Origin of the sequence: Pseudomonas sp. R5(2019), from assembly GCF_009905435.1 — a bacterium.
Lineage (GTDB): Bacteria > Pseudomonadota > Gammaproteobacteria > Pseudomonadales > Pseudomonadaceae > Aquipseudomonas.
On sequence record NZ_JAAAMT010000005.1, the window covers coordinates 1 to 14917 of the forward strand.

15 protein-coding genes are annotated in these 14917 nt (G+C 61.8%); 7 read left to right on the forward strand and 8 right to left on the reverse strand.

Translation table 11 applies throughout. The features are described from left to right. Positions 1-70 precede the first annotated feature (70 nt). Both cysQ and nudE read right to left on the reverse strand, forming a co-directional pair. On the reverse strand, positions 71-910 hold the full coding sequence (gene cysQ / locus GUY40_RS04940; protein ID WP_166567829.1) for a 3'(2'),5'-bisphosphate nucleotidase CysQ: 840 nt from the start codon (positions 908-910) through the stop codon (positions 71-73). Beyond that, positions 907-1473, reverse strand: a complete 567-nt coding sequence (gene nudE / locus GUY40_RS04945; protein WP_166567830.1) for an ADP compounds hydrolase NudE — start codon at positions 1471-1473, stop codon at positions 907-909. Before nudE ends, cysQ begins: the two co-directional genes overlap by 4 nt. 91 nt (positions 1474-1564) lie before the next feature. Between nudE and yrfG the strand changes: the two genes are divergently transcribed. After that, entirely contained in the window at positions 1565-2227 is a 663-nt protein-coding gene (yrfG, locus tag GUY40_RS04950; protein WP_166567831.1) for a GMP/IMP nucleotidase, read from the forward strand. 18 nt (positions 2228-2245) lie between these two features. On the opposite strand, the gene lysM is transcribed toward yrfG, so the two are convergent. Then, entirely contained in the window at positions 2246-2686 is a 441-nt protein-coding gene (gene lysM, locus GUY40_RS04955) for a peptidoglycan-binding protein LysM (RefSeq protein WP_166567832.1), read from the reverse strand. Positions 2687-2793: 107 nt separating this feature from the next. Between lysM and GUY40_RS04960 the strand changes: the two genes are divergently transcribed. From GUY40_RS04960 to GUY40_RS04975, 4 genes are all read left to right on the forward strand, one after another. Further along, a complete protein-coding gene (locus tag GUY40_RS04960) occupies positions 2794-3681 on the forward strand; it encodes a LysR family transcriptional regulator (protein WP_166567833.1) in 888 nt (295 codons plus the stop codon). Between the two features lie 94 nt (positions 3682-3775). After that, the gene (gene fdhD / locus GUY40_RS04965; RefSeq protein WP_166567834.1) at positions 3776-4615 is read left to right on the forward strand and encodes a formate dehydrogenase accessory sulfurtransferase FdhD; all 840 of its coding nucleotides are present in this window, start codon (positions 3776-3778) and stop codon (positions 4613-4615) included. Between the two features lie 2 nt (positions 4616-4617). Then, positions 4618-6948, forward strand: a complete 2331-nt coding sequence (locus tag GUY40_RS04970) for an FdhF/YdeP family oxidoreductase (RefSeq protein ID WP_166567988.1) — start codon at positions 4618-4620, stop codon at positions 6946-6948. A gap of 262 nt (positions 6949-7210) precedes the next feature. Then, positions 7211-7696: a glycine zipper domain-containing protein gene (locus tag GUY40_RS04975; protein ID WP_166567835.1), complete on the forward strand. Its 486-nt coding sequence runs from the start codon at positions 7211-7213 to the stop codon at positions 7694-7696. A 42-nt stretch (positions 7697-7738) separates the two neighbouring features. Here the strand turns inward: GUY40_RS04975 and GUY40_RS04980 are convergent, their stop codons facing one another. The 5 genes from GUY40_RS04980 to GUY40_RS05000 form a co-directional block, all read right to left on the reverse strand. Beyond that, positions 7739-8167, reverse strand: coding sequence for a thioesterase family protein (locus GUY40_RS04980; RefSeq protein ID WP_166567836.1), 429 nt, complete (start codon positions 8165-8167; stop codon positions 7739-7741). A gap of 297 nt (positions 8168-8464) precedes the next feature. After that, positions 8465-9691, reverse strand: coding sequence for a 3-hydroxyacyl-CoA dehydrogenase (locus tag GUY40_RS04985; protein WP_166567837.1), 1227 nt, complete (start codon positions 9689-9691; stop codon positions 8465-8467). A 296-nt stretch (positions 9692-9987) separates the two neighbouring features. Further along, a complete protein-coding gene (locus GUY40_RS04990; protein WP_166567838.1) occupies positions 9988-11532 on the reverse strand; it encodes a phosphoenolpyruvate carboxykinase in 1545 nt (514 codons plus the stop codon). A 178-nt stretch (positions 11533-11710) separates the two neighbouring features. Continuing rightward, positions 11711-12619, reverse strand: a complete 909-nt coding sequence (hslO, locus tag GUY40_RS04995) for an Hsp33 family molecular chaperone HslO (protein ID WP_166567839.1) — start codon at positions 12617-12619, stop codon at positions 11711-11713. Between the two features lie 163 nt (positions 12620-12782). Next, complete coding sequence (locus GUY40_RS05000) at positions 12783-13187, reverse strand: S4 domain-containing protein (protein ID WP_166567840.1); 405 nt, start codon at positions 13185-13187, stop codon at positions 12783-12785. Between the two features lie 264 nt (positions 13188-13451). Between GUY40_RS05000 and GUY40_RS05005 the strand changes: the two genes are divergently transcribed. Together GUY40_RS05005 and rimK are read left to right on the forward strand one after the other, a co-directional pair. Beyond that, positions 13452-13934, forward strand: coding sequence for an ATP-dependent zinc protease (locus GUY40_RS05005; protein ID WP_166567989.1), 483 nt, complete (start codon positions 13452-13454; stop codon positions 13932-13934). Next, on the forward strand, positions 13931-14836 hold the full coding sequence (gene rimK / locus GUY40_RS05010) for a 30S ribosomal protein S6--L-glutamate ligase (RefSeq protein ID WP_166567841.1): 906 nt from the start codon (positions 13931-13933) through the stop codon (positions 14834-14836). The genes GUY40_RS05005 and rimK overlap by 4 nt, the downstream gene beginning before the upstream one ends. The last annotated feature ends 81 nt before the right edge of the window (positions 14837-14917 follow it).

Consider the following 14917-nt stretch of genomic DNA (forward strand, 5'->3'; position numbering starts at 1 on the left):
CGCGATGGGCTGCGCAGCAGACCCCGGGGCCGCTGCGCAGCCCATCGCGGCCAGGTCCGCTCCTACATTATTAGCTCTGAGCGCGTGTTACCAGCACCAACAGATCCTTGCGCCAAGGCGCCGCCGCCGGCAATGCCAAAAAGAACGGATTGAGCAACGACTCACGCGGCGGATAACTGAGCACTTGCCCGTTCACCTCCACCACTTCACCCCCCGCCCCTTCCAGCACGCCCTGCGCCGCAGCAGTATCCCACTGCGATGTAGGCGCCAGCCGTGGATAGCAATCCGCCGCGCCTTCGGCCAGCAGGCAGAATTTCAGTGAGCTGCCGATATTGGCCAGTTGCAATTCCCCCAGCGCCGCACTCAACCCAGCCAGCAACTTTTCCTGCTCAGGGCTCGAATGCCGACGGCTTGCAACCACGGTAAAAGCCTCGCCAGCGGCAGGCGCCGTGCGTACCGAAATCGGCTGCACCGTTCCATCCGCTTCACTGCGAAATGCGCCCAAGCCAGCACCTCCGAAGTAGCAGCGACCGTTGGTCGGCATCGACACCACACCGAACACCACCCGGCCCTGCTCGATCAAGGCGATATTCACCGTGAACTCTTCGCTGCCGGCAATAAACTCCTTGGTGCCGTCCAGCGGGTCGACCAGCCACCAGCGCTGCCATTGGGCACGTACCTCCAGAGGTATGCCGCAGTCCTCTTCCGACAGAATCGGGATATCCGGCGCCAGCGCCGTGAGGCCCTCGACAATCACTTGATGCGCCGCCAGGTCGGCGGCCGTCACCGGCGAGTCATCGGCCTTGGCGGTGACCGCCACGTTCATGCGCCAGAACGGCAGGATCGCTTCACCGGCGCGGCGCGCCAGGTCAACCACACCGGGAATCAGGGGGTGCAGGGCTGCGCTCATGGAATGAACACCCCGCGCTGGGTCAACAGGTCACGGACCAGGTAGAGCGAGGCCAGCGCCCGGCCTTCGGAGAATTGCGGATGTTGGGCCAGCGCCGACAGCTCGCGCAGGTTGACCTTGTCGACCCGCATCGGTTCAGGCTCATCGCCCGGCAACGACTCTTCATACAGCTCGGACGCCAGCACCACCTGAATCTTCTGGCTCATGTAGCCCGGCGACAGCGACAGCTCAGTCAGATGTTCCAGCTGACGCGCGCCAAAACCGGCCTCTTCCTTGAGTTCCCGGTTGGCCGCGGCCAGCACATCCTCGCCCGGCTCGATCAAGCCCTTGGGCAGGGACAATTCGTATTCGTCAGTACCACCGCAGTATTCTTCGACCAACAGCGCGTGGTCGGCATCGATCATCGCCACAATCATCACCGCGCCATATCCGGTGCCACGCCCGACCAGCCGTTCGTAGGTGCGTTCAGTGCCATTGGAGAAGCGCAACTGCACGGCTTCGACACGAAATAGGCGGCTACTGGCGACAATCTCGCGGGCAAGCACGGTGGGTTTCTGGCGCATGAGGCGGCTCCTTGGCGTGAACGGGTTACTATACCGTGGCTTGCCCCTGCGAAGGCCAGCGTCACACCACCCCTGTTTGAGAATATTTCACATGCTCTCCATTGCCTGGCCCGATATCGACACCGTTCTGCTGGACATGGACGGCACCTTGCTCGATCTGCACTACGACAACCATTTCTGGCTGGAGCACCTGCCCCAGCGCTACGCCGACCTGCATGGCGTCAGCCGGGCCATGGCCGAGCTTGAGCTGCAACCGCTGTTCGAGAACAACGCCGGCAAATTGTGCTGGTACTGCCTGGACTTCTGGACCCGGGAACTGCAGCTGCCGGTCCGTGAATTGAAACTGGAAACCGCCCACCTGATCGCCCTGAAACCGGACGCCGATACCTTTCTGGCCGCAATCCGCAACGCTGGCAAGCGGGTGATCCTGATCACCAACGCGCACCGCGATTCGCTGTCGCTCAAGCTTGAACGAGTGGAACTGGCGCCCTATTTCGAGCGGCTGATCAGCTCCCATGACTACGGCTTTGCCAAGGAAAGCCCGCAGTTCTGGAATGCGCTCAAGAGCGACATCGATTTCGACCCGGCGCGCAGCCTGTTTATCGACGATACCTTGCCGATTCTGCGCAGCGCCCGTGACTTTGGCGTGGCCCACCTGCTCGCCGTACGCGAGCCCGACAGCCGCAAGGGGCCGCGCGATACGGCGGAATTCGAGGCCGTGGAAGACTACCGGGCGCTGATCGAAACGCTGTGACCAGCACCCGCAACGGCGTTAATGCGGAATACGCAACACCTGCCCCGGGTAGATCTTGTCCGGGTGCGAAAGCATCGGTTTGTTGGCCTCGAAGATTTTCTGGTACTGGTTGGCGTCACCGCACGCGGCCTTGGCAATAGCGCTCAAGGTGTCGCCTTTTTTCACAGTGACAAACCGCGCAGCCTGCGCCACGGGGCCGGTGACGGTGATCTGGTCATCCACGGTGGCAACACCGGCCACGTTGCCCAGCGCCAGGAGGATTTTCTCTTTTTCTTCCTGGCTGGCGACTTCGCCTGTGACCGTCACCTTATCGCCCTCGACAGTGGCCTGGATGTTCGGATTACCCAGCCCGACCTTCGCCACATGCTCCTTGAGTTGCTCGCTGGCGTCGGCATTGCCCGGCGTCAGCAGGTCAATCAACTTCTCGCCCGCCTCTTTCACAAAGCTGAAAAGACTCATGACACACTCCTCCTTCAGTGATTGGAGCGCTTAGTCTAGACAAGGCTCGGAAATTGACCGGCTCGGCAGGCTAGAATCTCTGTTCGCCCACAGGCCCGAGACAGACGATGGACATCAAGCAGCTGAAATTCCTCATCGCCCTCGACGAGACTCGCCACTTCGGCCAGGCGGCGGCGCGTTGCCACGTCACCCAACCGACCCTGTCGATGCGCCTGCGCAACCTGGAAGAAGAGCTGGAACTACCGCTGGTCAATCGCGGCCAACGCTTTGAAGGTTTTACCGCGCCCGGCGAGCGGGTATTGGCCTGGGCCCGTTCGGTGCTGGCCGCCTATGACGGGCTCAACGCCGAGGCAGCCGCTTGTCGGGGGCACCTGGTCGGCACCCTGCGCCTGGGCGTGGTGCCGTTGTCGAGTTTCGACCCGCTGCCGCTGCTGCAACAATTGCACCGCGAACACCCGAACCTGCGCTTCGAGCTGAGCTCATTGAGTTCGGAGCAGATTCTCGAGCAGTTGGCCAACAACCGCCTGGACCTGGGCGTGTCTTACCTTGAACGGTTGGATAACGAGCGCTTTGAAGCCTTGGCCTTGAGTGAAACCCGCATGGGCCTGCTCTACGATCAGCGGTTTTTCAGTTTCGATGAGGCGCCCTTGAGCTGGGAAGCACTGATCGAGCTGCCGCTGGGCCTGCTGACCAGCGGCATGCACTTTCGCCAGTCCATCGACCATAACTTCCACAGCCGCAGCCTGACCCCACAACCGCTGCTGCAAACCGATGCCGTGCATCAGCTGGTGCAGGCCGTCCATGGCGGCCTGTGCTGCGCGATCATGCCGCTGGACGGCGGCCTCGAAGCCCTGACCGAGCACCTGCGCCTGCAGCCCATCGAACAGGCACAAACCCTGGCGGCGCTGGGCTTGATCATGCGTCGAGGGGCGCCGCGCTCGGCGCTGGCCGAAGCCTGCTTCAGCATGTACCGGCAATCTCCAAGGCCGTCTTGATCGACGCCATCTATCACGGCATCGGTATTAGCGATTAGACGACACCCCCCGGCAGGCCTAGTCTTAAACCACTAGTCCCTGCCGGTATTGCCCGATGAACGCCAAGCACCCGGCCTGCGCGGTGCCCACGGCGTCCACGCCTGCACCAGCGGCCAGCCAGACCTATCAGTACTGCGAGCTTTCCCATGAGGCCCCGGCCGACGCCGCGCTGGCCGAAGAAGTCGCCCTGGCCATCGCCTTCAATGGCATCAGCCAGGCGGTCATGCTGGTCAGCCCCACCGACCTTGAAGACTTTATTGTCGGCTTCAGCATCGGCAGCGGCATCGTCGCCAGCGCCGATGAGATCTACGACATCCGCCTGTCTGGCAATGGCTCGGCGCAACACGCCGAAGTCGAAATCGCCAGCCGCGCCTTCTGGGACCTGAAAAATCAGCGCCGCCAGCTGGCCGGCACCAGCGGCTGCGGACTGTGCGGTGTCGAGGCGGTCGAGCAGGCCCTGCCGCAGTTGAACGTATTGCCAGGCAGCCCCCTGCCGCCCGCCCAATGGCTTGAAGGCCTGCGCCAGCGCATCGGCGCCTTCCAGCCCTTGGGCCGGCATTGCGGCGCGGTGCATGCCGCCGTCTTCATGGATGCAAACGGCGACCTGCTGCTGGGCCGCGAAGACATCGGCCGTCACAACGCGCTCGACAAGCTGATCGGCGCCCTGGTGCGGCAAAAGATTTCCACCACCGGCGGGCTGGCAATCGTCACCAGCCGCTGCAGCCTGGAACTGATCCAGAAAGTATTGCGCGCCGGCATCCAGACCCTGGTCAGCCTGTCCTCGCCCACCGGCCTGGCGCTGCAATGGGCCCGCCGCCATAACCTCAACCTTATCCACCTGCCGCAGCACAGTGCGCCGCGGGTCTACAGCCCTGCGATGGAGAATTCAGCGTGAGCATGCACCATAAAGCCGACCAGACGCCCACCCCGCGCTACAAGCCGTACCACGGCGCCGCCGGTGGCTGGGGCGCCTTGCAGAGCGTGACCCGCGCATGGCTGGGCAGTGATAACGCCCTGAAGAACATCCGCGCCCTGCTCAAGACCAACCAGCACGGCGGCTTCGATTGCCCGGGCTGCGCCTGGGGCGACTCGCCGGAAAGCGGCATGGTCAAGTTCTGTGAAAACGGTGCCAAGGCGGTCAACTGGGAAGCCACCAAGCGCCGCGTCGATGCGGCCTTCTTCGCCAAGCACAGCGTGACTTCGCTGCTGGCCCAGAGTGATTACTGGCTTGAATACCAGGGCCGGCTGACCGACCCGATGGTCTACGACCCAGCCAGCGACCGCTACCAACCGGTCAGCTGGGACGACGCCTTCAACCTGATCGCCAGGCACCTGCTCAACCTCCAAAGCCCCGACCAGGCCGAGTTCTACACCTCGGGCCGGGCCAGCAACGAAGCGGCCTACCTGTATCAGCTGTTTGTGCGCGCCTACGGCACCAACAACTTCCCGGATTGCTCGAACATGTGCCACGAAGCCAGCGGCGTGGCCTTGTCGCAAAGCGTCGGGGTTGGCAAGGGCACCGTGACCTTTGATGACTTCGAGCACAGCGACGCGATTTTCGTCTGGGGCCAGAACCCCGGCACCAACCACCCGCGCATGCTTGAACCGCTGCGTGAGGCGGTCCAGCGCGGTGCCCAGGTGGTGTGCATCAACCCGCTCAAGGAGCGCGGCCTGGAGCGCTTCCAGCACCCACAACACCCGATCGAGATGCTCACCAACGGTGATCGCCCGACCAACACCGCTTACTTCCGCCCGGCACTGGGCGGCGACATGGCACTGATGCGCGGCATGGCCAAGTTCCTGCTGCAATGGGAGCGCGAGGCGCAAACCAGTGATGCCCCGTCGGTGTTCGACCACGCCTTCCTCAACGAGCACACCCAGGGCGTGCTCGAGTACCTGGCCGCCATCGACGCCACCTCGTGGGAGCAGATCGTCGAGCAGTCCGGACTGAGCCTGGCTGAGGTCGAACAGGCCGCGCAAATGTACCGCAAGGCCGAGCATGTGATCATGTGCTGGGCGATGGGCATTACCCAGCATCGACACTCGGTCGCGACCATCCAGGAAATCTCCAACCTGATGCTGCTGCGCGGCAACCTCGGCAAGCCGGGGGCCGGCCTGTGCCCGGTGCGCGGCCACAGCAACGTGCAGGGCGACCGCACCATGGGCATCAATGAGCGGCCACCGGCAGCCTTGCTGGATGCGCTGGAAAAACGCTTCCAGTTCAAGGTGCCGCGGCACGACGGGCATAACACCGTCGAAGCCATTCGCGCCATGCTCGATGGCAAGGCCAAGGTCTTTATCGGCCTGGGTGGCAACTTCGTTCAGGCCACTCCGGACAGCCACCGTACCGCGCAGGCCCTGCGCAACTGCGAGCTGACCGTGCAGATCAGCACCAAGCTCAACCGCAGCCACCTGATCCATGGCAAGGAGGCCTTGATCCTGCCGTGTCTTGGCCGGACCGATATCGACATGCAGGCCGAAGGCCCGCAAGCGGTCACGGTGGAAGACTCGTTCAGCATGGTGCATGACTCCCACGGCCAGCTGCAGCCGCTATCGGCGCAGATGCGCTCGGAGCCTGCGGTGATCGCCGGCATTGCCGCCGCCACCCTGGGCAATCATCCGGTGGACTGGAACTGGCTGATCGCCGATTACCGGCGCATTCGCGATTTGATCGCCGACACCATCACCGGCTTCAAGGATTTCAACCAGCGCCTGGAACATCCGGGCGGCTTTTACCTGGGCAGCAGCGCCGGATCACGTCGCTGGGCAACCGCCAGCGGCCGCGCCAACTTCAAGGCCAACGCACTGCCGGTTGACCTGTTGCATGCGGACATCCGTGGCAGCGGCCAGGTCCCGGACCTGATCATGCAGTCGATGCGCTCACACGATCAGTACAACACCACCATCTATGGCCTGGACGACCGCTATCGCGGGGTCAAGGGCCAGCGTGACGTATTGTTCGTCAATGAGGCGGACATCATTCGCCTGGGCTTCAAACCCGGCCAGAAGGCCGATATCGTCTCGCTCTGGAGCGATGGGCGCGAACGCCGCGTCAAAGGCTTCACGCTGCTGGCATTCGACATCCCCGCCGGCCAGGCCGCGGCCTATTACCCGGAAGTGAATCCGCTGGTGCCCCTGGAAAGCGTGGGTATAGGCAGCCATACCCCGACATCCAAGTTCGTCGCCATCCGCCTGGAAGCTGCCAGCGACAGCGGGCGCATTGTTTAAACGCCGTAACATTTGGGTTGGCCACTGTGCGCTCAAAGGCGTAAGGTGGTTCCCAGCTTGAAAAACGCCCACAAAAAAGGCCTTTCCATCACTGAAAAGGCCTGTCCGAAGAAACCTAAGACCGGCGAAAACGCATAAAGTTTCAGTGAAAAAACAGTAATTTAGCGTTTTGTATACAAGTCGTGTTATTCGTCGGATTTGCATTGAAAGCCTCCTTCCAGAGCCTCAGGATCGCCCTCGTCATCCCTATGAGGCTCTCTCGATGAAGAAGTACTCCTCGATTCTGTTGTTGTCCCTTGGCTTGCTCAGCGGCGTTGCGTCGGCGGGCGGCAGTACCGAAGCGGGTATTGGCGGCGCACTGGGTGGGGTATTGGGTTCGGTGGTCGGTCAATCGATCGGCGGCAGCACAGGTTCTGCGATTGGCGCAGGCTTGGGCGGCGCGGCCGGTAGTGCGGTAGGTGCCGACAAACGCAGCCGTGGCGAAGCCGCTATCGGCGGTGCACTGGGCGCAGCCGGCGGTAACGTGGTTGGCCGCAGTGTCGGCGGCACCAGCGGTAGCCTGATTGGTGCCGCAGCGGGCGGTGGTGCAGGTGGTGCCCTGGGTAACTACATGGGCAACAAGAGCGACGACGACGATGATCGCCGCCGCTATCGCGATCGCCGCTATGACGACCGTCGCCACTACGACCGCGGCCATCACTATGGCCACCGCAAGCACAAGCACAAACGCTGGCATGACGATGATTGATCCGTGCCCATTGGAAGGGCTGGCCGCACCATTCGCGGCCAGCTAGACCAAGGCCTGCAACGCCCCGCGTAATGGATTTGGAATCGCCACCGGCCGATTCGACGCCCGCTCCACGAACACCTGCACGAAGCGCCCTGCCGCACAGGCATCGGCCTCGCCCGCCTTGAACACCGCCAACTCGTACTGCACTGAACTGTTGCCCAGCTTGCCCACCCGCAGCCCCACTTCAATGCGCTCGGGAAAGGCAATCGAGGCGAAATAGTCGCAGGCCGAGCTGACCACAAAACCCACCACCTCGCCGCTATGGATATCCAGCCCACCCTCCTCGATCAGGTAGGTGTTCACGGCCGTGTCGAAGAAGCTGTAATAGGTGACGTTATTGACGTGGCCATACACGTCATTGTCGTGCCAGCGCGTGAGTATCGGCTGGAAGTGGCGGTAATCACCGCGCTGCGGCATCTGCTCGCTCATAGGTTCCTCATTGGCGGATGATTCCCGGGCGGAACATTGTAGGAGCAGGGCTTGCCCGCGAATAAAGACACCGCCGTTTTTTCAGGTATTGCGCGTCATCGTTCTTCGCGGGCAAGCCCCAATGCCAGTCAGTTAAGGCATAAACTCTGTGGGAGCGGATTTATCCGCGAATGAATGCACCGTGGTTTTTCAGGCATTGCGCGTCGTCTTCATTCGCGGATAAATCCGCTCCCACATGTAATTCGCCTTAACTGACGGGTATTGGGGCAAGCCCGGCTCCTACAGGCCCGGCGATTGTCACGCCTGGGACAGGCGACCGCCTTCGGCAGCCAGGCGGCCGATCAGGCCAGCAGGGTGCCAATGCTCGCCCCGATTCTTCTCAAGCGCCAGCAGGCGTTTCTTGATCTGCGCCATGCCTTGGGCATCGGCCCAGGCCATGGGGCCACCCTGAGCGGCGGGAAAGCCATAGCCGTTGAGATAGACCAGGTCAATATCATGGGCAGATTCGGCGATGCCCTCCTGCAAGATTTTTGCGCCCTCGTTGACCAACGCCAGCAAGCAGCGCTCCAGGATCTCTGGCGCGCCAATCGCGCGGCGTTCGTAACCCAGGCCTCGACTGACTCCGACCACCAGCGCATCGACCTCAGGGTCGTGCTCAGCCTGACGGCTACCCGGTTCGTAATGATAGAAGCCATTGCCTGTCTTCTGGCCATAACGGCCGAGCTCGCAGAGGCGGTTATCCACCTGCACCAGCGGGTCGTCCTGGCCCTTGCCGGCCAACTCACGCGCATGCCAGCCCAGGTCAATGCCGACGACGTCGAACATCCGAAACGGACCCATCGCAAAGCCAAAGCTCTGCATGGCCTCGTCCACTTCCGATGGCAAGGCGCCCTCAAGTAACATCGAACGGGCTTCGCGGACGTAGGTGTCGAGCATCCGGTTGCCGATAAAACCCTGGCAATTGCCGGCTACCACACTGACCTTGCCCATGCGCTCGCCGAGCGCCGTGGCGGCTTGCAGCACGGCAGGCGCGGTCTTGGCGGCGCGCACCACCTCCAGCAGTTTCATAATGTGGGCAGGGCTGAAAAAGTGCAGGCCCAGCACTTGGGCCGGCCGCTGGGTGACGGCAGCGATGGCATCGATGTTCAGTGCCGAGGTATTGCTGGCCAGAATCGCCGAGGGTTTGAGCACTGCATCGAGTTCGCGAAAGATCGTCTGCTTGAGCTCCAGGTTCTCGTACACCGCCTCGATCACCAGGTCCACATCGCGAATCGCCGAATAATTCGCCGCTGACTCAACCCGTCCGCGTCGCTCAGCGGCCTCAGCCTCCCCAATCCGCCCCTGGCGCACGCTATGCGCATAGGTTTGGGCCACGGCGGCCATGCCCTGCTCCAGCATCTGCGGGTTATTGTCCACCCACTGCACCCGCACGCCGGCATTGGCCAGGCACATGACAATGCCCCGCCCCATGGTCCCGGCGCCAATCACGGCGGCCCGCTGAATGTCGTAAGCGTTCTGGCTCATGGTACTTCCTCCATGCGGTGATACTTCGAACCATAGAACAGCGAGGGGTGGTTTTGAACTTTATTAGCGTGATGGGGGGCATTCAGCGGGTGAATGGGCTTATGAGTGCGGACTGTAGGAGCCGAGCTTGCTCGCGATGCAGGCGCTGCGGTGTATCTGGCAAACCGCGGTGATGCAATCGCAGGCAAGCCTGGCTCCTACCAGTTCAAAAGCTTGCGCCCGGGCTCTTGATATCGGCATAAACAAAAAAGCCGCCCCGAAGGGCGGCTTTTTGAGTTCAAGCGGCTGCGATCAGCTTACAGCTGAGGGCCGGCCTGCTTGATGGCGTCGGAAACTTCGAACTTCTTGAAGTTTTCGATGAACAGACCCGCCAGGCCTTTGGCTGCTTCGTCGTAAGCGTCTTTGTCAGCCCAGGTGTTGCGCGGGTTGAGCAGGCCGCCGTCAACGCCTGGTACCGACTTTGGCACGTCCAGGTTGATCACGTCCAGGTGCTCGGTTTCGGCGCCGATCAGAGCACCGCTCTGAATGGCAGCGATCACGCCACGGGTGGTCGGGATGTTGAAGCGCTTGCCAACGCCGTAGCCACCGCCGGTCCAGCCGGTGTTGACCAGGTAGACCTTGGAGCCGAAGCCACGGATACGCTTGATCAGCAGTTCAGCGTATTCGCCAGCCGGACGCGGGAAGAACGGTGCGCCGAAGCAGGTGGAGAAGGTCGACTTGATGCCGCTGCCCGAACCCATTTCGGTGGAACCGACCAGTGCGGTGTAACCCGACAGGAAGTGGTAGGCCGCTTGTTCTTCGCTGAGGATCGACACCGGTGGCAGAACGCCGGTCAGGTCGCAGGTCAGGAAGATCACAGCGTTTGGCTCGCCACCGAGGTTTTTCGGTGCGCGCTTGTCGATCAGCTCGCGCGGGTAAGCGGCGCGGCTGTTCTGGGTCAGGCTGTCGTCGGTGTAGTCCGGCAGGCGGGTTTCCGGGTTCAGCACAACGTTTTCCAGCACGGCGCCGAACTGGATGGCTTTCCAGATCACCGGCTCGTTCTTCTCGGTCAGGTCGATGCACTTGGCATAGCAACCGCCTTCGATGTTGAACACTACACCTTCGCCCCAACCGTGCTCGTCGTCACCGATCAGGTAACGGCTTTCGTCGGCCGACAGGGTGGTTTTACCGGTGCCCGACAGGCCGAAGAACAGGGTGACATCACCCTCTTCGCCCATGTTGGCCGCGCAGTGCATTGGCAGCACGTCGGAAGCAGGCAGCAGGAAGTTCTGCACCGAGAACAGGGCTTTTTTCATCTCGCCGGCGTAACGCATGCCAGCGATCAGCACTTTCTTGGCCGCGAAATTGATGATCACGGTGCCGTCGGAGTTGGTGCCGTCACGCTCAGGATCGCAGACGAACCACGGAGCATTGAGGATCTGCCACTCTTGCTTTTCAGCCGGGTTGTACTGTTCAGGGTTGATGAACAGGCAACGACCGAACAGGTTGTGCCAAGCGGTTTCGGTGGTCATCTTGACCGCCAGGTAGTGCGACTCATCGGAACCGACGTGCACATGGGAAACAAACCGCTCGCGCTCGCCCAGGTAGGCTTCTACGCGGTTCCACAGGGCGTCGAACTTGTCGGCCGGGAATTTGCGGTTGATCGGACCCCAGGCGATTGCGTCCCGAGTGCTCGGCTCTTCGACGATAAAGCGATCGACCGGCGAACGACCGGTACGATGACCTGTTTTCACGACCAGCGAGCCATTAGCGGCAAGCTCGCCTTCACCGCGACGGATGGCTTCTTCAACCAGTTGTGCGGTGCTGATATCGGTATACACGGCGTTGTTGGCTTGCGTCATGAGGTTCCCCATCGGCCGAAGCCGAGTGCTCCAAACGTTTTGTAGTAGAAACGTTTTTACTACTACAGCGAAAAAAGTGGCCCGGATTATGCCAGAAACGCCCAAAAAAAGTAGAGCCCTCCTGTCAGAACAGCGCTATCTCGGGCTTTGACAGGAAATTCTCCTGTGCTGAAGCGTTTTAGTGCCGAGTACCCGAAGGGCTGTCCACACCGCCGCCAGCGAACAGTTGCGCTACATCGGTGGCATCGAAAAGATAGCGTTCATTGCAGAACTGGCAATCGATCTCGACGGTGCCGTTGTGCTCTTTGACCAACTGTTCGGCGTCGTCGGCACCCAGGCTGACCAGCGCACGCGCCGACCGCTCACGCGAGCAGGTGCAACGGAAGTGCAGCGGCTGGATGTCGAACAGGCGCACGTCCTCTTCGTGGTAGAGGCGATGCAGGATGGTTTCGTTGTCCAGGCTCAGCAGCTCTTCAGCGGTGAGGGTGTGGGCCAGGGTGGTGATGTGCTGCCAGCTGGCGGCCCGCTCGTCTTCCTCTTTGAGACGTTCGGCCGGCAGTTGCTGCAGCAGCACGCCGCGCGCACGGGAGCCATCGGCGTAAAGCCAGAAGCGCGTGCCCAGTTGCTCGGATTGCTTGAAGTAGTTGGTGAAGCAGTCCGACAACGATTCGCCGGCAAGCTCGACGATGCCCTGGTAGCGCTTGCCCTGGGTCGGGTCGATGGTCATCACCAATTCGCTCTGGTCCTGCGGCATCAGGTCGCGCAGGGTGGCGCCGTCGGTGATCTGGTCTTCGTGGTAACGCGCCAGACCGCGGATTTCGCGCTCGCTCGAGCACTCGACCATCAGCAGCGGTACCGCGCCGTTGGAGCGGGCCTGAAGCACCAGCAAGCCATCGAACTTCAAGCTGCCAACCAGCAGGGAAGCGGCCGCCATCAACTCGCCTAGCAGCTGCGCGACCGGCCCCGGATAGGGGTGTTTGGCCAGCACTTCAGCGTAACTGCGCTCCAGCGAGACCAGCTCGCCGCGCGTGTCGCTGTCGTCGAAAATGAAGCGCTGGGTGAAATCGGTGTCCGGTAAATCGTGCATAAGTCTATCTATCTGGATGGAGGACAAAAATGTTTCAAACGACCGGTAAAGCCCGGCCTGGGCAGCTGGGGCTGCAGACGGGTATATTGCCGTTGCCCTACTGTGTTTCTGGCTATAGGCGTTTGGCCAGAGCCTTGGCCTGACTTTCGACGAATGGCGGTGCTCAATCGTTGGCGTCATCCTGAAACTGCTGAAGCTGGCGGCGCTGCTTCTTGTTCGGCCGCCCATCGGTGCTGACACTCAGTGCCCCCGCCTTGCGCATCGCTGCGGCTTGTTCGCGGCGAGCGATGCTCTGCTCGGTCTCGGCGTACAACAGCTGCGCTTCCGGCGCGCCGCGACGGGTCACTGACAGCGCCTTGACGACCACGGTGCGTTCATCAAAGCCGGTGCGAATCTGAAACTCATCGCCAATATGGGGTTCTTTTCCCGGTTTGCAACGGTCGCCCCGGTGATGAACCTTGCCGCTTTCGATCGCCGCCTTGGCCAGTGCCCGCGTTTTGTAGAAGCGCGCGGCCCACAGCCATTTATCGAGACGAACCTTGTCGTCCGCATCCGATTTCTGTGTCACTGCAAAACTCCCTTCATCTACATGCCCCAAACTCTACTCCGCTGCGCGCTCAAGCCCAAACCCCACGATCAGCGGCGCCTGCAGGCAGGTATTTCGCAAGTGTCGCACACGATACCTATCGCCATTTTCATCCGTTTCTGCCTGAATACCGCGCAAAGGGTCCAGGCAGTCCCCTGCGTGTGTGTGCGCAAGCGCTATGCTGGGGTGAATTTACCCGCACGCGCCGGGTCCGAACCCGAGTATTTCCTTCGCCGGTTAATCATTTTGAAGACATTCGACCATTTGACAGTTATCGGTTTGCGCGAGTGGGTGGCGCTGCCTGGCCTCGGGGTCGCGGGCCTGCGGGCCAAGATCGATACCGGTGCCAGCACCTCGACCCTGCATGCGACGGAAGTCGAAACCTTTGTGCGCGATGGCGAAAAATGGGTGCGTTTCAATGCGCACCTCGGTTCGGTGGTGCAGTTGCGTCATCGGCGCTGCGAAGCGCCTCTGGTGACGATGAAAAACATCAAAAGCTCCAACGGCCAAGCCCAGACCCGCTACGTGATCCGCACGCCACTGGCACTCGGAGACAGGGTGTGGGAGGTGGAATTCACCCTGGCCTGCCGCAAGGCGATGCGCTATCGCCTGCTGCTCGGTTCCAAAGCCCTGATCCATGGCCAGTTGGTGGTCAACCCAGGGCTTGCTTACGTTCAAGAAAAACCGGCGTTCCCGGTCTCTCCCCCCTCTTCTACAGGTGTTGCATGAAGATCGCTGTCCTGTCGCGCAATCCGCGTCTGTATTCCACCCGTCGTCTGGTTGAGGCGGGCGCCGAACGTGGCCATGAGATGGTGGTGATCGACACCCTGCGCGCGTACATGAACATTGCCAGCCACAAGCCGCAGATTCATTATCGCGGCAAGCCGCTGGAAGGGTTCGATGCGGTGATCCCTCGTATTGGCGCGTCCGTCACCTTCTATGGCTGCGCCGTGCTGCGCCAGTTCGAAATGATGGGCGTGTTCCCGCTCAACGAGTCGGTGGCCATCGCCCGCTCGCGGGACAAACTGCGCTCGCTGCAGTTGTTGTCGCGCCGTGGCGTGGGCCTGCCGGTCACAGGCTTCGCTCACTCGCCGGACGATATTCCCGACCTGATCCGGATGGTCAACGGCGCGCCGCTGGTGATCAAGGTGCTCGAGGGCACCCAGGGCATCGGCGTGGTGCTGTGCGAAACCACCAAGGCGGCCGAATCGGTGATCGAAGCCTTCATGGGCCTGAAGCAGAACATCATGGTGCAGGAGTACATCAAGGAAGCCGGCGGTGCCGATATCCGCTGCTTCGTGGTCGGCGACAAGGTGATTGCCTCGATGAAACGCCAGGCCAAACCGGGCGAATTCCGCTCCAACCTTCACCGTGGCGGCACCGCGAGCCTGATCAAGATCACCCCGGAAGAGCGCATGACCGCCATTCGTGCGGCCAAGGTGATGGGCTTGTCGGTAGCGGGCGTGGATATCCTGCGCTCCAACCACGGGCCGCTGGTGATGGAGGTCAACTCCTCGCCGGGGCTGGAAGGCATCGAAACCACCACCAGCAAGGATGTGGCCGGGATGATCATCGAGCACATCGAGAAAAATGGTGGGCCGAACATGACCCGGACCAAGGGCAAGGGCTGACTCTTTCAAACTCAACACCTAACCCCAACCGTGGGAGCGGATTTATCCGCGAAATAGAGGCGATACGGTCTGCCTGACACA